Below are 20,034 nucleotides of genomic sequence, written 5' to 3' on the forward strand. Positions count from 1 at the left end.
AGTAATTGAACCCGTCTGGTTTCCAGTCGGGTTCTTTTAAATCCTTTAGATCAAAGATAGAATTTCATCAAGTTTTTCTTTATTCAAAGGCTTAGACAAGAAACCCCTCACTAAATCGTGCGACTTGGCTTTTTCAATATCTTCAGGGTTCACTGAAGAGGTGAGCATAATTACCGGAATATTTTTACTGACGGACATTGTAGAAAAATTCTCCAAAAACCCCCAGCCGTCCAATACTGGCATGTTAATATCTAGAAGAATAAGTTCAGGAAGATCATGAACTTGTGAGTTATCAGCAAGAAATTCTGCGGCGTCTTTACCATTTTTGAATTCCATACTTTCCAGAAATGAAGGATGTTGGTCAAGTGCAAGTTTGATAACAAACGAAGAAATAGGATCATCTTCGACCACAAAAATTGATTTAACGCTCTTCATCGAAAAATATAGTAAATGTGGTACCATGTTCTACTTCACTATCGACTTCTATTCTACCTTTCATGGCTTCAATTTGATTTTTGGTAATATACAACCCAAATCCTCTCGCATCCTCGTTGGCATGAAATGTCTTATACATTCCAAATATTTTATTCCTATGAATGTCCATATCTATACCTAATCCATTATCTGAGATGATGATTTTCACCAAACCATCACTCGTAGTAGCATTTATTTTCACTTCGGGAAGGATATTTGGCCTCCTGTATTTGATAGCATTACTAATTAAATTCAAAAGTATGCTATCCAAATAAGCCGGGATGATGCTAACCTCAAGATCGGAAGGAATATCAAGGATGATATCTACTTGATTTTCATGTATTTCTCCTGCCAAAACTTGAATCGTTTTTTCAGTCTCAATGAGAAGGTTTCTTTTTTCAACAGGTTTGTTGAGGTTTTGATTGACTGTAATGATTTCATTCAAATTCATTATTGTCTCTTCCAACTGACCGGTACTACTCTTGAGCATCTGAAACATCTTCTCCTTTTCTGCTTCAATTTGGGTAGTTTCCATAAATGAAACCAGCGAAGTCAAATTGGCACTATGAGAGCGAATATTGTGAGATACGATATGCGCAAAATTCTGCAGTCGCTTGTTTTGATCACTAGTCATGCTCAGCAAATTTTGTAGCTCCTCCTGCTTCTGATTTTGTGTCGTCACATCCCTCAATATACCATGGTGGAAAATTTTATTTCCTGATTTATCATATTGATAGAATCCATGATCTTCGACCCAGATTTCGTTACCATCTTTTTTTCTTAACCTATATTGGTTGGAGTGCTTAAACCGATCCTGTTCGCTAAAGTATAGTTCCTTCTTAATGTCAATGGCAAGCAATTCCTCTTCAGAATCATAACCGAGCATTTTCACCAATGCCGGGCTCACCTCAACAAACTTTCCCTCAGGCGTACTTTTATAAATGCCGTCCAATGAGTTTTCGAATATGCTGCGATATCTTTCTTCACTTGCCCGAAGCACATTTTCTGCTTCAATTCGATCGGTGATGTCTCTCATGATAGCCTGAACATACTGCCCATCGCCAAAACTAAATTCTGACAAAGTCACATCAACGGTAAAAAAAGAGCCATCTCCTTTTGTATGCAGCCATTGAAAATTATCTGTTTCCATTTCACGATCAGACAATTGTCCATCCGGTTGAATCTCTGGTGAAAGTTCACAAGGTCTAAAACCGATCAAATCCTTCCTTTCTCTTCCAAATACCTCCAGGGTGCGATCATTACATTCTATAATGATATCATCCTTCAATATGAATATGGCATCGTTGGCCTGAGAAAATAGCATTTGATACTTTTCTCTTTCTTGATTTAGCTCATTTCTTGTCGTTTCCGCGGCGGTAATATCCCTTGAAATTCCAGACAAATTGGTGCATTTCCCTCGCTGATCAAACACCGGGGTCAGTTTTGTCTCAACTATCGTTTGACTCTTCCCTGAACCAAAGGTTATTTGATAGGTAATAGGTTTTTTAGTTTTTATAGCCTGTCGAAAGTATCCGAGAATTGTATTGGCCCTTTCCTCATCCCATATTTCATGTATGGTTTTATCAACTACTTCATTCTTCTTTTTCTTGGTCAGTTCCAAATATGCACGGTTGGCAGAAACGCATCTAAATTCGTCATTCGGTTCAACTGCAATCAAGAAAATCAGGTCATTTGTGCTACTATAAATTAGATCAAAGCTTTTTTCTCTAGCAGCCAGGTTCTCTAAGTGGCGTGCTTGCACAATTTTGATTGCCACCATTGAGGCTATAGTAGTAAGGATATTAAGATGAATAGGTTGAAAAAAATCCTTATCAGGGTGTTCGGAATCTATTATACCTATTAGTTCATTTTCATGAATAATAGGAATGGTGATTTCCGAAAAACGCCATTGATCATCTGGAATATAGTCTTCGCTGCTGCTTGTATCGCTGGTAATTCTTGCCTTCTTTTCAATAGCAACCTTACCAACAATACCTGTCCCCATTTTGATTAGGGCGGCATTGGTAACTTTCGTTTCTTTGTTCTTATAAGCTTGAGAGGCTACTTGTATGAGGTTTTGTTTGTCATCATCCAGCAAGTAGATGGCGCAATCGTAAAAGTCGAGTTTCGATACCACATTGTCAATCACACTCCAGAGTGTTTCCTGGATTGTACTTTGACTCAACAACCCAACAGCAAATTGATTGATGATGTCCAAATACTTTTCTTCCCTGATTTGTGTCCTCGGCATATTTGGTGGCCTTTGTCCAAAACTTAATAGCTTGAGGTCGGTCAGCTTACTTTGAGCCATAACCTTCCTCTCTTATTAAATTTAATCAAAATAACGGAGGAATTGGAACCACATTTCGGCAATAGTCCCAAAGTGTCTGATTGAGGAGACTAAAAATGTACCAGTCCGCAAAGTACAAGAGTGTACGTTTAGATTTAGAATTAAAGAAGATCAAACTCTGGAGTTTATTGCTTGATCTATTAAATACGTACCGTAATTGGCTGGATACAAAAAAAGGCTACGCTTGCGCGTAACCTTTACCACCTTAATAAATTACTTTAGAGCCTTCGCTAAATACCTTAATTCCCATAGCTGGTAAATACCGAACCCCGTCTGTCATGCAACAAGCAGGTAATTAATTGCTAATGTTGCCTCTAATCCTTCTCCTGCTGGCTCTTCTGTAACTATATCATTACACTCAGCATCGTGCACGCCAGTACAAACCCAAAGGTTAATATCGTACCCAACACTACCTGTCTCACTACTCTTTCTGCTGATTTGAATTTCGGTTTCATAACTTTGTTGTTTTCTGTCCTACTAAATATTTTAAGCCGCGTTGAGTTGCGGTTCTTCTTCTGTTTCTTCTCCGAGAGAATTAATTACTGGTACTGATACAAAGTTGAATTCATATCCAAAAAACGAACTGAAATCCTCTCCCGCTTCCAACATGTCGTCGTCTTCATCCTCATAGTACCAGTTTACGATCACTCGCTTTCCTTGCTGATCAAAGTTTTCCAGTTTTCTGAGCAAATTAAATATGCACTTAGATGAGCTGGTATTAAAATATTCAAACGCCAGATTCACCGTAATATTTCCCGTACTACTTTTTGCGTAACGATCCATATTCAAAAGAAGGGAACCATAAAAACTTAACGGGTTTTCCGGACTCGACTTCCCTCGTAGATCCAAAAGCTCCTTCTTAGGATTGAAGTAAACTGATGGTGTAACTCTTGATGATCTGATAAAATATCCTTGCATAGTTTAAAAAATTTTAATCCAATTCAACATTTTAGTTGTTTGCATTCTAATTCTATGGTTCAAAGATGAAGAGCTTATTGCATTAATAAAATACAGGATATCCGTAAATAGTTTTTTAAGCAAAGAGGAAACTAAATTTTGATAAAAAGAGAGAAAAAAATTAGAAGTGCTCATACTTCTCTTAAAGGGCGATTACTCCGCTTTAAAGTGCAAAAAAAGCTAAGCAAATTACCTAGGATGTAAGAAAATCCTTCAAAATCAGGCTTTTTTAGACACTATTTATTCCGAGAGTCCTTGCTCATTTTCCATAACATGGGGTAACATATGATCTCATCATTGTCGATTTTTTCACCAGACTGCTCGAACCCAAGCTTCTGATACAGACCTATCGCATGGCTTGATGAGAAAAGTGTTAATGACTCTGGATTTAGATGCGAAAGCATATGTTGCCATAGTCTGGTCGCTATTCCTTTTTTTTGATAATCGGTATGGACGAACAGATTATATAGGTGTGCAGGTAGTTTGATGGCAATTAGCCCAACCATTACCTCCTCCTCGAATGCTCCCCAGTACATAAATCCATCTTCAAGGTTCTTTACCATGCCTTCGTTCAAAACCTTAGATTTAAAATTTTGATAACCCCTTTCCGTAAAATCATCGAGCGTATATTTATTGCTAACCTGTTCTATGAGCTGACTAGCCTCCGCCACATGGGCTTTGTTTAATTTTCTAATTATCATTTCTTCGAAGATAAAAAAGCCCTGATAAATATCAGGGCTCCAAAACCAACCTCAATCAACTTGAACTATATGATCTTTAAATGGGTTCCGCTCAATCCCAATCTCCTTGCCCTTTAGACACACTGTACTTACCAGCACCCAAAAATGCTATTGCAAGTCCTCCCACCAAATAGAGCAAAGGCAATTCAATCATCCAGCCACCATAATCATCCACGCTAAAAATATCTCCTGAATGAGCAATAACTATAGCGAACAACATTGTGAAAGACATCACCAATCCACCCAGTCGAGATTTGTATCCGATTAAAATCAACAAGGGAGCTACCACTTCACCAAGTATTACTCCATATCCTATAAAGCCAGGTATTCCCATCTCCTGTAGCATACCAGCTATGTAACCTGCGCCACCCATGATCTTGCCGTATCCGTGTATCAGCATGGCAAATCCCAAAATAAATCTCATTAGAAATTTTCCCTGGTCTTCAGCGTTTTCTCCTTTTAGTAGTTGTACTAACGTGTTCATTTATTTTTATTCTTAGTGATTAATATTTTATAGTGCCTTTTCAAACTGAATCACTGCTTCCCTCAAACTACCAGATGCTGTCTCCTCGGTGACCACACCCGCTCCTTGATCGAACGTATCGTAGAAAGAACCCAGACTAAAAGTAGCTGCCACCTCTCCGGCAAAGTACTTCATCTTAGTATTTAGATCGGCCAGGCTACCTGCCGCACCTCGCGGACCACCTGAGGTACTCAACAAAAGCGCGGGCTTACCTCCAAAGAACTTGCCTTCCAGCCTTGATGCCCAGTCTAAGATATTTTTGAAAAACGCTGACAAACTACCATTGTGCTCTGGAGCACCTATTATATAAGCATCGGCCTCAGCCAGTTTGCTGACCAGAGCCTGAATTGACTCTGGAATGCCCGCCTTTTCTAAATCCGAACTATATATTGGTGCATCGTAGTCTCGCAGATCAATGACTTCAACAGTCGCACCTTTCACCAATGACGCAGCATACTTTACTAATTGTACATTAATAGATGTAGAACTGTTGCTTCCTGCAAATGCTATTATCTTGCTCATTTTATTTGTTTTTACGTTTGTTGTATTTACAATTGTTTAGGTAAAAAAATTATCCCCGAAGCTTGTCCAGCAGATCACTTAGCTGCTCGGATTCTTCTTTAGTCAACGCGTTATTCTCAGAATTTTGCATCTCCACCTTGGGGTCCAGATCACTGAGCAGTTCCAAGCCCTTGTCTGTCACTTTGAGGTTGATCATCCTTCTATTGTCAGGATTGATATCTCGTTCTACCAATTCCATAGCTACCAGTTTGTCTAGCAGTCTGGTTAAGTCTCCCCGTTTGTTTATCAATACTTCTTTGATCTCTCCCGGACAAATCGTGTGAGGATGACGACCTCTCAAAATCCGAAGAATATTAAAGTGTTGTTCGTTGATTCCAATGGGCTTCAATATTGATTCAAATCTATCTCGCAACCAATTGCCTGTGTAGGAAATATTAATAATGGCCTTTTCCCTTGGGTCTTTGAATGCTGACTGCTTGATCTCTTCTTCGAATTTCATATTGCGACTATTAACGGAGTTACGTTATTTGTAGTTACAAATATTATTGATTTTTTTCATTAATAGAAAATATTCCTTCACAATAGCAGATATTAATCGCTGATGATTAATATTGAATTACATACAACCTCTTTTTTACTATGGACGCATTGATGACTCCCGAGGGGCTTATTGCCTTACTTACCCTTACTTTTCTCGAAATTGTACTTGGTGTAGACAATATTATCTTCATATCGATAGTATCCAATAAACTACCGCATGAGCAGCAGGCAAAAGCTAGAAACATTGGCTTACTATGTGCGCTTGTTTTTAGAATAGGCCTTCTATTTGGTATCACCTGGATTATTAGTTTCTCAGAGCCTTTGTTTTCTGTGTTCGGCCATGCTTTCAGCGGGCGCGATTTAATCCTGGCCGGAGGAGGGCTCTTTCTTATGGCCAAAAGTACGGTTGAGATCAATCATAAGATGGAGGTGCTGGAGCACAAAGAGGCCGCCAGCAAGACTACCGCAACCATTGGAGGAGTTATTGTTCAGATCATCATGCTGGATATTATTTTCTCTTTTGATTCCATACTTACCGCCGTAGGTCTTACGAGTCATTTGATGATTATGATTATCGCAGTGATTATTGCCATGTTCATTATGATGTCCTTTGCAGGAAAAATCAGTTCTTTTATTGCTAAAAATCCGTCACTAGAGGTGCTTGCATTATCATTTCTTATTTTGATTGGTTTTATGCTGATGGTTGAATCCATGGGACATCATGTGCCGAAAGGATACATTTATTTTGCTGTATTCTTTTCGTTAGTGGTCGAGATGCTGAATATTAAAATCAGAAAAGGAAGGCAAAAGATTAAGCTGAACAAAAGAGTTTCCCAGGAGGGTATCATCAATTAATCCTACTTTGTCATGCTATAATCGTTAGTGCCCGTATTATCACATACAAATTACCTAACCATGATTGTTTACATAGGCACCTGTGTGTGCGTTGACATGACAAACCACGACCTTAGTTTAAACAGGCAGTTCAGGTAGCCTTTCTGATTACCCTTTTTAGGCTTTTTTATTCCGGCGGATTCGTAGTATCAAAACTCCAATCCGTTTTTTGCGAGAAAAAATGATACTTTTCCATAATTTGATCTAACTGTTGATTTACCTCATCTGACCCATGCATTTTTACCTGCCAGATATATTCTTCCAAGGCTTCAAAAAGTTTGTACTGCTGTGTTTCTAAATTTGCCCTGGCTACTCTTATAGGATCGGCCTTTTTCTTTCTAAGGACTTTCCTTATGCTACTTCTGATATTCATCACTATCATTTTGGTTATTATCTTATTCGGTATACAACGGAATCAAGGTAAGAGCGACCCAACTGATTATATATCTGTCAGCCTACATATTCCAGTACTAAAAAAGTTGTCATAACCAATTGACTGGAATACTTCTCTAACCTTTTCAACCGATCTTCACCCAAATATGCTGCTATTGAATTCGGTTTCGCTATGACAAGGAGAAAGACAGGCAGACCGTCTGTCCACCTGTTATGGTAAATTTCAATAAAAATTAGTTGCTATAATTCAGAAACTTACCTTTCTACTTGCTTACTATTTTATGTTTCCTAATCAGGTGTGGTACCGAAAAGTAACCCACCTGTTATTACCCATCCCTTCATTATTTTGCCACGAGCAATTTCTGATAACTCCTCTTTCCACCTTGTACCATCTGCATGTGATAAATACCCGGCTTGAGCGGTTCATCAAACCTGATCTTCACATTCAGATTGTTCAATACTTCGGCATTGATATAATGCTGGGCTACTACCATTCCGGTTGTGCTCATGATCTGAATTTCAAGATCATCTTCCAAATTATTGGTCATCACAGCCAACCTAAACGCCTTGCCATCAAATGGCATCGGGTACACATGTGACACCAACAGAGGAATCAGATTGTCTGTCTCGACTGCCACTACTTTGGAATAGTAGTCTACCGTGTCAATCATCTGTTTCAAACGATAGAATACGATGTTACTGAAGTTGATCTCATCCATATGATTCTCAATGTTGCCATTGTACCTGGCGATTTCCACGAAGTTGACCCCATCTCTCGATCGTTCGATCATGGTCTCATCATAGAGATCGTAGGAGGTCCAACTCACCTCAATTTCGCCGGTTTGTTTTCTGTCGGCCGCCAAATCTGTTGCTTGCCTCGAACCGGTATTGAGATAGCCAAAATCCTGAAGGGTAAATCGTATCCATTGATCCTCCTGTTGAGCGTTTCCGTACTTGTCCTCCAAGCCCGACAGGTATACTTCTATCTCTTCGTTAGAATAAATCACTTTGAAGTTTTCTGTGGGAAAGATTTTCAACACACTTCCTTCGGCAACAACCTGATACAAAGACGCATTTATGGCTACAGGTACTCCATTGACTATCTGACTAACGCTAACCGTACCTGACACATTTTCGTCCAAAGCTTCGGAATAATCGAAACTAAAGTAGTAATCTGTGTCATTCAAGACTCCATCCGACGGTCCAAAAACTCCTGTATACCATGGAGCCTTGGTGTCTATGACACCATTGGATGAATTGGAATACAAAGGCTTGCCATTGTCTCCGTAAGCCACAGCCTGTACTGCATAACTACCATCAGACAGGGCCGTATTGCTAATGTCCCAGGTAATTTCTACCATTGGCTCTGAATAAGCCGATGTACCTGATTTATATATGGCCCTAAGGTCAGCTATCGTATAGCTCGCAATTTCATTAAACTGATTGCCATTGGTCTTGCGGTATACCAGCTTCAGACTGTCCAAATCCTTACCCTTGGTACCGTGCAAGTCATAATCATCTACAAAGAAATCCACCGACTGCGTATTTGCATTCATTACCCATGTTTTAGGGGTATTGATATTCACTGGAGAAACATTTTCAGCAAAATTGCCAATGGCAAACGTGATGAGATTTTCTTCGAGGAGATTCCCATAATAATCGGTGACTCCCAACAACTCGATTTTTAGTGTATCACCGAACGCTGAATGTAGCAGTACATCATCAATATCATTGAGGGTAAACCCGGTCCAGTTGGAGTTGATAAACCCTTGCATGCGATCTGTAAAATCCGTAGATGACCCGTCATCATGAACAATTGCTGCACTAAAACTTAAGCCATCCCGGTCATACATTTTCTCACTGTAAGTGACCCTGATCTGGTCTCCCCAATCTACCACCCTACTGTCCGGTGCTACATTCATCACAAATGGATTGATCCGATCGAATGTACCGTTGATACCGTTGGAAGTACGCAATCGACCTTCTCCCCAGGCCACCAGCCTGAAGTTGTACTCTCCGTCCGGAATATGTGCTGTGACTAGCATGATCGTATCCTGTGGCTTTTTGGTATGGTCCGGGCTGTACAATTCATAACTCTCCCGCATCTCATCGATGGTCAGTGCGTCATAGGTCAAATAGGTATCAGTACCTACCTTTCTATATTGCAGTTCCACAGAGTCTAAGACACTATAATTCTCATACAACTCCATGGCCGCCATCACAAAGGGTATTTCGCTACCGGAAGACTTATTGACCAGTACTACGGATGGATCATACAATTTGATCGGTGATACCGGAAACTTGAAGTTGTCCGATCTAAACTTCCACACCACATCATCCGCCACATTGCCTACCAGGTCCTTAAGCCCGGAGATGGTAAACTCCACATCCTTGCCGTCTACTTCTCCCAATATCTCCTCATCAATGATGATATCGATACCCGATCCACTGCACCTCAATTCGTACTCCGATATCTCCGGATCGCTATGGAAGGTCAACGTACGATATTCCGTACCGTCCAGCTCATAAACTGTCAAATCTGTCAGTTCAGGGTGGGCATAGAAATAGTCACAGTTAAGCATCTCATCCATACTGACACCGATCACATCGCCTCTGGACAAAATTTTGTCTGTCGGCTGTGGCAGATTGACCACTCTTGGCGCTCGGCGGTCTATCGTACCCAGCGGGAAGGTCGGTGAATAACCGATCTCTCCATCAGGATGGACGATGGCTGCCCGGATCATATAGTTACCGTCCAGGATACCGGCATCCGGCGTCCAGGCAAACGGATAGTATTCGTAAGGGTAGATATGACGGAATTGATCATAATATGACTGCAAAAATTCCTTGCTCAGCACCGTTTCTTCATCCTCGTCCGTCATCTTGGTCCAGCTGTAGTTGTCTCCATCAGTTCTTCGGTATTCCAACCAAAGCTCTTTGAAGTCTGCCTGTCTGATATCCAACCGGTAATTCTGGATCCCAAAGGTCCACGACGGTACATTTTGCGTGATGAACCAGTTGTCTTCCTGCTCAAAACCTACCGGTGGCAATGGCCTTCTGAAATGGATATTCAAAGTAAGGGTGTCCGTGGTCTCAGGATGCACCCAGCCATTGGCGATCTCACACTGCGGACCTACAATCACATGGACATCCTCAAAGTCATAACCCAGACCGGCACCATAGGACCCAAAGCCCAGCTGACCATAGGTAGGCTCATCACCGTGTACATACAACAGTTTTGAGGTAGATTCCCCCATAATCTCCTGACCATAGACCATCTTTAACCCCTGCACGTTGCCATGCGCCCCTTGCATGATGCCCCATTTACGGGTTTCGTAGAAGGGTGCCAGGTTCGTAACCTGTAAAGGTATCGGGTAAGAACCCTGGAATGGTCTCAGATCATAATAATTAGTCGGGTACTGCACCCCGTCTTCATCCATGGCTTTAAGCTGTGGCATATCCCTGGGGATCGTACCCTCTTCATAAGGACAGCTACTCTTGCCCGCCGCCAGGATAAAATCAGGTGTAGCAGCATAGTTGTATCCTGTCGGATCATGCAGTACCCACGTGTTGAAGTGATCACCCGGATCATTGTCATCGAGGGTATAGCTGATCTTCAGCGACTCACCCGTCGTCCATCCCTGGCTGAAATCAAAAGTAGCGGTACCTGATAAGCCAACTTTGAAGTTAGTTACAACCTTAGTACCTTCTACCTTAGTTATTGTACCGGCACCAACACCAGCGAAAGTACCATAGATGACGTTTTCTGATGAAACCTTAGACGATTTTGTAATATCTATTCCCAAAGAAGCTTTTAAATTTTCCGCCAGCGATTGGACAATGGAGGTAGAAGAAGTAATGGTTTGTGTATAACCTGCCCCTGACGAAAACGACCGGTTTTCTACCAGATCTCCAAAACTTTCATTCTGGGCGTAATCAGTGTAAAATCGATCCAGGTCGTTTTGATTGACAAATGCACCATTATAATCAAGGGTACTGGCCTGCCTGACCACTTCCCAAACGTTATATCTTGCCCATACCTGCTGGAAGTATTCGGAATGATCTTTGTAGTCATCAAAGTCTTGATCCGTCCACCGTCTGCCATAGCTTGCTTCATCACCGCCCACGAGATTAACGTATATACCTTCTTCAACATACTTGAAAAGATTCGAATCACAGAAATCTTCAAGGTCTTCAAATTCTGTTTCTCTATCCTTATCTCCAACAATAAACCTTTCGCGTTCGATGTAATAATCTCCATAAAACTCTCCGTCTTCATCTTTATGAGGTTTACTCCCTACTTTATCGTCTAAAAGGTTACGAATCCCTTGGACCATGCGACACATATTGGCAGGGGCCCTGTTTCGATAGTCATGCCACTCCAGGATAGATTCCCAGTTGTCTCTGATTCCTCCCCATTTGTCTCTCAGACCTGCTTCGTCATCTTCACCTTCAAAAGATACCTCGGGGTCATTAAGCAGCTTGTCATAATAGTCAATATTACGTTCGATCTCAGAAATGGTATAGCTCCAGGTAGTCGAAATATCAGCCAGATCCACAGTGATTATCTTCTCTTCAGTAATATCACATGCGTCATCCGCATTTGATACCCTGCGAGCTACACCATAGAGCAGGTTGGCTCCCATACCCACAATAATATCGGACTCTCTGCCCATCTGGTACTTCTTTCGATCCGGATCAAAAGTAGCGCTGCCCGGAGTAGACAAACTTTCTTTGAAATCCAGGCTGAAAGAATAGCTGTTGCTATGTGTACTGGATTCATCTAACCCAATTTTTAGGTTAATTTTACCTCCAAGACCGAAAAAACTGTATTTAAAATCTTTATCCCATTTTTGACTCCCTGAAAACACCATTTTAGACGCATAATTGTATTTGAGGCTGGTGCCTTTTTCGATGGAAGCTTTACTGGCATCACCAGGTGGGTCGCGCAAGACGAAAAGCGGAAATTCAGTCTCCTCCGGATCGGTCACAAAATCCGAATCCCCGATGTTTTTCATACCGGTCACGATCACCTCCTGCAATTGGGTGGCCAGGTACTTGTCATGGGCATCGAAATAATGTACCTCAATGAGCATGGTATAAGGCGCCACCACATTCAGGTCAGCGGCCGTAAAGGTATAGGCACCATCCCATCCCTGGCTGACTGGATTCCATTTTCTCCAGGCCGGTAAGCTATCGTCATACCGTAGGGTATCTATTGGATCCGAAGGCAACATATTGTTGACCACTAACAGATACCCTTCGGTCACCGTACCGAGATTCCCGTCGAAATCCTCTTCAACATCAAAACCCAGAGTAACTGAAGTAGGGCTGTCGGCGCTGATCCCTGCAATCACCGGCAGGTCCTTCACATCGGTAGACACATCACAATCAGACCTTTCCAGTCCGCTTACCCTGATATTGGGGACCTTGTGAAACACCAGGTCTACGTCGGTGACAAACAGTTCATCCTGTTTTTCGTATACCTCAGCCTTAGTCACTATACCATCTGTAAAACTTTTGAGGCTGTCCTGATGGGCCAGCTGGATGGTTACCGGACGGAAGTAAGCGATCACTGCCTCGGCCAGCGCAGTCTGACGATCCACGCTGATCAAATTGACCTCATAGTTGAGCGGAGGAAGCTGAGCAAGGAGTACTCCGGCCGGGTTGGTGGTCAAAGTAGTATCCACCTCTCCGCTCGTGTCTCTAAAGCGTAATGTCCATCTATAATCATTCATAGGACCGGCTACAGTCCTGACAGCAAAACGAGTGGACACTCTGAGTGTGTCTTCAAAAGAGGCACGCAATTCGTCCCCGGACCTCAGCGTCGTGGCATCAAGCAATTGAGAACGCACCTGCCCATTGTCTTGCCCGAAGTATGTATAGTAATACTCATCTGCTACTGTAGGGCCTTCCTGGTCACTATCTTCCACCTGAGAATTGTGATATTCCGGATCCAACTGCACCTGGTAAGCCACGTAAGTTGGGTCGACAGGCCTACTAAAACTATAAGCCCCGTCTTCGGATTCTTGTTGGTCCAGCTCTTCTGCAACTCCGTTCAAGGAGGTATAACCAAGAAGCTTGACCATGACATCAGGGACTTTAGATCCTTTCCATCCATAGTCGAGAATACCTGATACTGTAAAGCTACTCTCATCCCGGAATGCATTTACCGCTTGTGTGGTCTCGGCTGAAGAAAGATATACCTCTTGATTTTCAGGCATGATCACACGATCCACAGACATAGGCGTCACGGCATAAACAGCAGGTTCCTGCGGATCTTCACCATACGGAATACCGGTAAAGAAATATTTACCATCACTGCGTGTAGTGACCTCTTTGGAAATCATCCGGCCATCAAACATACCTGACAAACGCATGGTCACACCTCCAATGCCTATCCCGGTAAAGGAGGTCACCGAACCAGACACCTGACCATCCGGATCAGCCAAAGGACCTGCCAGTACAGCATCAGACTTACTTCCTTGTTCTACTTTGTATAGGTACCGTTCACCTGGGTTCACCTCTTCATCTACATATACCTGATCTAATCCCGAAGCCCAGGTCTGCAGCAATACACCGTCTTTGTACAGTTTGATTTCAGTGGCTACGCTTGAAGTGATGGACAGGTCAACCGCATAGGCCTGAGGGGTGGCCCCCATCGTTGCTGTAGCTCCACCGGCCAACGAAACGGACATAGTTCCCGCTGACGATGAGGTTCCGCCCGTCTTTTCTGCTTTTATAGCAACAGTTTGGCTTCCTGAGCCCTTGATAAGAAGCGATCGCTCCCCGGCCTCCAGTGTTTGTGTTGATGGCGAGGTTACGGACCAGTGATCCAAATCAAAATCCTCGTAATCCCAGGTGATCAGGGCGTATTCGGTGCCCTGCTCAGCTACTGTCAATACAGGCGCCGGTAATACCGGAAAAGTCTCAGTTGCGCTATAGTCAGGCCCCTGATACAAAACATCGTTGCGTGTCGTCATGGGGATGATGCTAAAGTCATAAGCCTTTCCGGATATTCCCCGGTCAAAAGTGAATGAGTGAGTTGTTTGTCCAGGTACAGCTTCCAATTGACGGATAAGCACCAGGTCCGATGTTCCTGCCTTGTTCACCGTTACTTGAAAACCATCCAGGGTCTTGACTGCATAATCCCAGGAAAGGGTAAGTGTCATGGTCTCCGGATATGGCTGTGCCTGATGGGTATCAATAGCCGGTAATTCAGGATAGAGGATCTGCACCTCCTGGCCTACCGACGGGACTGCATCTTCGTCGTTTGATCGATAGGTCGTGACCCTGTAGGTATTCACAATACCCGGAATACCGGTAGTATCTTCAATCGAGGTAGGTAGTTCTTCACTCAAAGACAATACTTTTCCGTTGCGTTCTACGGTGACCCGGGTGATGTCCGCACTACTTTCATAATCCCAGCTCAGTGTTGTCGTGTTGGTTTCCACATCAGCCAACGAGGTGATCGATATTACCTCCATTGGATACGGGTATGTTACGGTTACTTCTTCATAGCCACTACTTCTGGCAATGTAGTCTTCCTGTGGTCGCAAGGTGTGTACTTTGTATCGGTAGACATCTCCTGCCTTACCGGTCTCATCAATGAAGGTATTTTCACCGTTAGTCAATACCGCTATTTCCTCCTCATTTCGCAGGATCTGGTATCCATTATTTGCCACAGCATCGCGCCAGATCAATTCAATTTCTCCGTTCCGGATTTCGGCTACGAGGTATTTCGGTGCATCCAGTGCCGGATAATACTCGGTGATGGAGGTTTTTTCCATTCCATATACCCTTTCTCCCTGATTATCATACACATATGGTATGGCCAGATAGCTATAATCAAGGCCACTTTCTCCGCTATGGTCGGTCCAAGAAAGGTCAGAGAGATTATCTATCTCAGTGATCAACCTTCCACCACGATAGACCTCTACTCCATCATAATCTCCATTGGACGCTTGAAGCTTCAGATCCATCGAAAAGCCATCGGCATCAGGATAAGCATGGAGCGCAAAAGCATCTGCCACTTGAGTGCTGCCAGACGGTACCACTTCATAATCGTCAGTGATCCGGAAGTTGTGTATGGTGACAGGCCGGGTTTGATCAAAAGTTATGGCTACGTCATCCACCATCATCTGGTAGTTGTCTTTGGTCAGATCAAGCGCGTTTTCCAACCAAGTTGCCCGCAACATTACAGACTCCTGGTCAGGATAATAAAGCTTATTCAATTGATAATACCCCGTGCTGTCCGTAAGTACAACTGAGTTGGCTACATTGACCTTGATGTATGGCACACCGTATCCATTGGCATCATACACGTGGCCTTCAATAGTGAAGGGTACCCTGATCATCCCCGCTGCCGTAGCACGAGAAGAGTGATAGTCAATCTGACCGTCCTCATCCTCATCGTAAATGGCTCTGACCTGGTAGGCATGATATTCGTTGACAGCTATAGATGCGTCCCAGGGATCAATAAAATGATGATCCGTGACTGTAGCCAGCAAGATATTGTTTCTATAAACTTCGAACTGTGCGTGGGAAAATTCTTCATGCTCCCAGGTCAGAAATACTTCATCTGAAAGGTCTGTACTGGCCTGCAGGTTTTGAATTTCCGGGAACACGGCACTTCCACTACTCAATTCACCGCTAAGTTCGATATCTTGAGTTTGAAGCAGATTATTCGCTTCATCATATTCATTGAGCGACCAGGACAAGAGTACACTATGCCAACTAAATATAAAACTGCGAACAGTTGGATCCAAGTCATAATTAATACCACCGTCAGATACCAATCGGGTACGTGCGGTGGTCAATGATAATTTGTCCTGATCGGACTGGTCCATTGTCCAGGTTACTTTGGCATAACCTTCTCCTTCGGTTATTGCGATGGTTTTGTTCGATAGATCACCGCCATCTGCAAAGGCAGGTTCATTAGAGAAAGCTGTCTTATGAACTATCGCTGTGAGGTCCTCATTGGTTTTGTAAAATCCATATTTATAGGCCATCACGTCACCTGCCGATCCATTACGATTTTCAAATTGATAATACCTGGTGGAGGTTCCATCCCTGAGTAGCTGATCAATACTGCGGGTATCTATGGCCTGGCCATCGGCATAGAGTACCACGCCATCCACAGGATAGTGATTGTCGGCATATGCTGCATCCAACCCGTCTATTGTCAACTCGATTTTGTGCCCGGGAACATTCGTTAATGGTACTACACTTGCCAGGCCAACTTGCAAATAATCGGTCACGGCCGGATAGGTGATCATGACTTGGTTTGACGAGGCAGATTCGTTTGCGCCTGTTCTGACTATGATTTGATAAGTATAATCCGTACCAGGGATACCGGTGTGGTCAGTAAAGGCATAAGATGTTGATTGATTATTGATCGATAATGCACCGATCAGTGTAGAATCTCCATCGGCGTACGAACGATAGATATCAAACGCATCTACCAGAGTCTGATCTGCCGAAGTATAGCTAAAGCTGAGTGCTATGGCGTCGCCTGCTCCGGAAACCTGTGCTACCAAATCGGATACAGCCGTCATCCCAGGATAAACTCCTGATATCAAGGTGTCCTTGTAATGAAATTGCTCTTCAACCGCATCATAGTAGTAAGTGAGAAATTTATAGGCATATTCTTCTCCTGAAATCCCAGTAGGATCTGAAAAAGACTGTTCGATGTAAGCACCCTCACCCTCTTCTAATCTCTCTCTTCGATAAAGATTCTTGTTATGAGAGCAGGGATATGCTTCAATGATCTGCGGGTTTGTTTCTAACACCCATGAACCATTCCCATCATTGGGGCGACATTTATATTCCAGAGTCGTTAGTTGTGTAGTTTCATGTCCATTGTTTCCACCACGAACAATACCGATCAATTCATCATTGCGATACACATTGGTGTAGAGATGGAAATCAGGGTCGTGTAGATCCACGACCCCATCTTTGTATTCAGTATACCATCTGAAAGAAAAAGTATTTTCGATATCCGAGTGATTATCACCTAACCAACTTAAGTTATGAATCAGATTTTTGTCCTCACTGGCCGGTGCAAGGGAATCGGTCTTCAGAAAAACCTCTTTTTGAGGATAGTCTTTGCTCAATTCGAAAGTGGCACCCAACAGATCCTTTAAGCGGTAAGTGGCATGATCACCATAGTAGATACCTGATCTGATAAAACTACCGTCTGCCTGATTTGCATCAAGCGTAATTGTTTCTTCGGCACCTTCGATACTCGCACTGGCCTCAATCGACGTATTAGCCAAAGCCAGATCGTTTCTTTTGTCGATCAGGTATCCACTGATCGTACCATTGGTACCGGTCTGCTGCTCCGTATATTGCCCAAACACAATCTGAGCGTTTCTCACCGGATGAATCCCATAAGTATGTGTCTTGCCATAAGTCATCTCCTGATCGACATAGGTATCAGCTCCCACCAGGCGGGCAATAACCTCCCCGTCCCTGGTGATCATTACGGTGTCGGTAAAATAAGTGGCTATGGTAGTCTGGTCCCAGCTCAGTGTAATATCATCCACTCCGGGGGTGGACACCAGACCCATATCCAGTGCCTGTTGACTATCGGAGACCTTTCCGATTTCATCATCTAAAAAGGAGGTCTGTTCGTAGTAAGGGATCACCTCATAGGAATAATTTGTACCTCCTCGTATGGATTGATCACTGTCAAACGCATAAAAATCTTTGAGAATCATGTCGACCTGGCCGCGATCGTCTTCCTCAATCTCTAGTTCATCGATCTTGATTCTTGTATCGGGATCTCCGCCGGTGGTACGCCAGACTTCAAATTTTTCGGCCACACTGGCACTTACGAAGTGAAGCTCAACGGTGTCCTTGTGGACATTAGTGGTATTTAGAGTAGCTGCAGGTGAAGAGTATGAAGTAGCCGATGCGGATGCATAAGTATGTCTAATTCCACTGCCCACTTCAAATATTTCCATCAGAAAATCATGGGTGATGTCGGGTTCTACATATTGGGTATAGGGAATTGTGATATCGATATTGCTCAATACAAAACTCTCTACCCATTCGAGCTCGAAAGATTCCACATCAGTTGTGGTAAAAGCCAATGTACCTCCATCTGATTTTCCGTCAAGTCCATTGTTGAACCCAAACACATCTGCGAATACCGGATCGTCCATGACCCACTCGTTGATCATACTCGATGGGGCCGAACCCTGTATTCTGTAGAGGTCTAGGTGATCTTCAAGCAACTGATCCTGTGTGCGAGCACCCTCCCAGGCCCGTACCATGCCCACGTCCATATTTTGGACAAAGTTTTCATGATTTCTGTTTCCGTTGATGAATTTGGGTCGTTCTGAGGACGCTACGGGCTCTAATGCAGGAGTACCATTGATATACATCCGGAGTTGTCCGGCCTTGTTGACCAGCGATAAATTGAACCAGGAGGACATTGGTAAGTTTTCACTGATCGATTCGTTCTTGAATCGAATCTTTCCTTCCTGATTATCTATGACTACCAGGGAGGTATTGTCGTTGCTGACAAGCGCTGAAACGTCAAAGGTACCGAGTGAATCGACCTTCAAAATCATTTCTAAAGTCCAGTCTCCTGAAAGATCAGTGAACGAGGAAGGCAAAGTACCATAAACACCCTGTGCGTCGCTTCCTTTAGCTTCAAGAGACAGGTCCCAAAAGCTACCTACCTGTTCGCTGATATGATCGATCAAGCCGTTTTCACTCCCGGCTATTTCTTCTCTTAAAGACTGATCCGTAATACGAAAGAAAAGCGAATTATTTTCAAAACCTGTAAAAACATCATAACTGACCGTAATCTCATGTCGCAGTTCATATTCATTCATTGCAGCTACGTTGTAATTTATACCTGAAGTGGTGCCCTTTACACTAGAGCTATATTCGGTGATCCAACCGGCTTCGAGCGAAACATTGAAGGCCACCACTTTGTAGTAGTATTCTGTTCCAAACTTGAGATTATTATCCTCGAAGGTTGTCACGTCTCCCCAGGTGGTCGCTACGGCGTAGTCCAATTCCGCATCTGTCCAGTTGTCGTCAGATTCACTACGAAACAACATGTATCCATCTGCAGCAATACCTTCGTTGAAAAAAAGGTCCCAGCTTACCTCAATCCTTGTGTTATAAATTTCATTTGAGGCACCCAAGAGTGCTGCCTGTTCCGGCAAATAATGACCAAAACCAATTGAATTGGTATGTTCGAAATCACCACAAAGGTCGCCTATGGTATTGCCAGGCATATAGACCATCACCTGCTTCCCTGACGGAATCAGTGCGCCAAGATCCATATCGGCACCAGGACAGTCCTCAAAAGTGGAAGTTCCGTTAATGTAGTAGGGCATCTGACCATCTTCTTGTGTCATGGCTGCCGTATGAAACCACATAGTTTCATTCTGAATGACACGATGATTCCAGTCCTGGCCAAGGGCCACCTGTCGACCGGATAGACCAATCAGTATCCATCCGATAATTATGTATATTCTTCTCATTTCTGATTTCTTTTATAGTGTGATCAGGCAGTTCGTGGAAATCGACATTTCAGGCCAGCATTTTTCACATGCGTGGCGTGGTTGATTGTCACATTCATCCACCCTACCCTGGGATACTAAGTCTTGAATGATGAC

General features: G+C 43.2%; 10 protein-coding genes. 1 reads left to right on the forward strand and 9 read right to left on the reverse strand.

What is annotated here, in order from left to right; genetic code table 11:
- Positions 1 to 45 precede the first annotated feature (45 nt).
- The 7 genes from ABJD64_RS14705 to ABJD64_RS14735 all read right to left on the reverse strand — a co-directional run bounded on the left by ABJD64_RS14705 (position 46) and on the right by ABJD64_RS14735 (position 6,065).
- Positions 46 to 435, reverse strand: coding sequence for a response regulator (locus tag ABJD64_RS14705; RefSeq protein WP_348182818.1), 390 nt, complete (start codon positions 433 to 435; stop codon positions 46 to 48).
- Entirely contained in the window at positions 422 to 2,785 is a 2,364-nt protein-coding gene (locus tag ABJD64_RS14710) for a PAS domain S-box protein (RefSeq protein WP_348182820.1), read from the reverse strand. Before ABJD64_RS14710 ends, ABJD64_RS14705 begins: the two co-directional genes overlap by 14 nt.
- Positions 2,786 to 3,310: 525 nt before the next feature.
- A complete protein-coding gene (locus ABJD64_RS14715; protein WP_348182822.1) occupies positions 3,311 to 3,742 on the reverse strand; it encodes a DUF1987 domain-containing protein in 432 nt (143 codons plus the stop codon).
- Between the two features lie 275 nt (positions 3,743 to 4,017).
- Positions 4,018 to 4,482 carry a GNAT family N-acetyltransferase gene (locus ABJD64_RS14720; RefSeq protein ID WP_348182824.1) on the reverse strand — a complete coding sequence of 155 codons (465 nt, stop codon included), beginning with the start codon at positions 4,480 to 4,482 and terminating at the stop codon, positions 4,018 to 4,020.
- A 91-nt stretch (positions 4,483 to 4,573) separates the two neighbouring features.
- Positions 4,574 to 5,005, reverse strand: a complete 432-nt coding sequence (locus tag ABJD64_RS14725; RefSeq protein WP_348182826.1) for a DoxX family protein — start codon at positions 5,003 to 5,005, stop codon at positions 4,574 to 4,576.
- 27 nt (positions 5,006 to 5,032) lie between these two features.
- The gene (locus ABJD64_RS14730) at positions 5,033 to 5,566 is read right to left on the reverse strand and encodes an NAD(P)H-dependent oxidoreductase (RefSeq protein ID WP_348182828.1); all 534 of its coding nucleotides are present in this window, start codon (positions 5,564 to 5,566) and stop codon (positions 5,033 to 5,035) included.
- 49 nt (positions 5,567 to 5,615) lie between these two features.
- Positions 5,616 to 6,065, reverse strand: a complete 450-nt coding sequence (locus ABJD64_RS14735; protein ID WP_348182830.1) for a MarR family transcriptional regulator — start codon at positions 6,063 to 6,065, stop codon at positions 5,616 to 5,618.
- Positions 6,066 to 6,205: 140 nt separating this feature from the next.
- Between ABJD64_RS14735 and ABJD64_RS14740 the strand changes: the two genes are divergently transcribed.
- Positions 6,206 to 6,961: a TerC family protein gene (locus ABJD64_RS14740; RefSeq protein WP_348182832.1), complete on the forward strand. Its 756-nt coding sequence runs from the start codon at positions 6,206 to 6,208 to the stop codon at positions 6,959 to 6,961.
- Between the two features lie 166 nt (positions 6,962 to 7,127).
- On the opposite strand, the gene ABJD64_RS14745 is transcribed toward ABJD64_RS14740, so the two are convergent.
- Together ABJD64_RS14745 and ABJD64_RS14750 are read right to left on the reverse strand one after the other, a co-directional pair.
- A complete protein-coding gene (locus tag ABJD64_RS14745; protein ID WP_348182834.1) occupies positions 7,128 to 7,373 on the reverse strand; it encodes a hypothetical protein in 246 nt (81 codons plus the stop codon).
- 361 nt (positions 7,374 to 7,734) lie between these two features.
- The gene (locus ABJD64_RS14750; protein ID WP_348182836.1) at positions 7,735 to 19,899 is read right to left on the reverse strand and encodes a hypothetical protein; all 12,165 of its coding nucleotides are present in this window, start codon (positions 19,897 to 19,899) and stop codon (positions 7,735 to 7,737) included.
- Between the last annotated feature and the right edge of the window lie 135 nt (positions 19,900 to 20,034).

It is taken from the genome of Reichenbachiella sp. (genome assembly GCF_039944555.1).
Taxonomy (GTDB): Bacteria; Bacteroidota; Bacteroidia; order Cytophagales; family Cyclobacteriaceae; genus Reichenbachiella.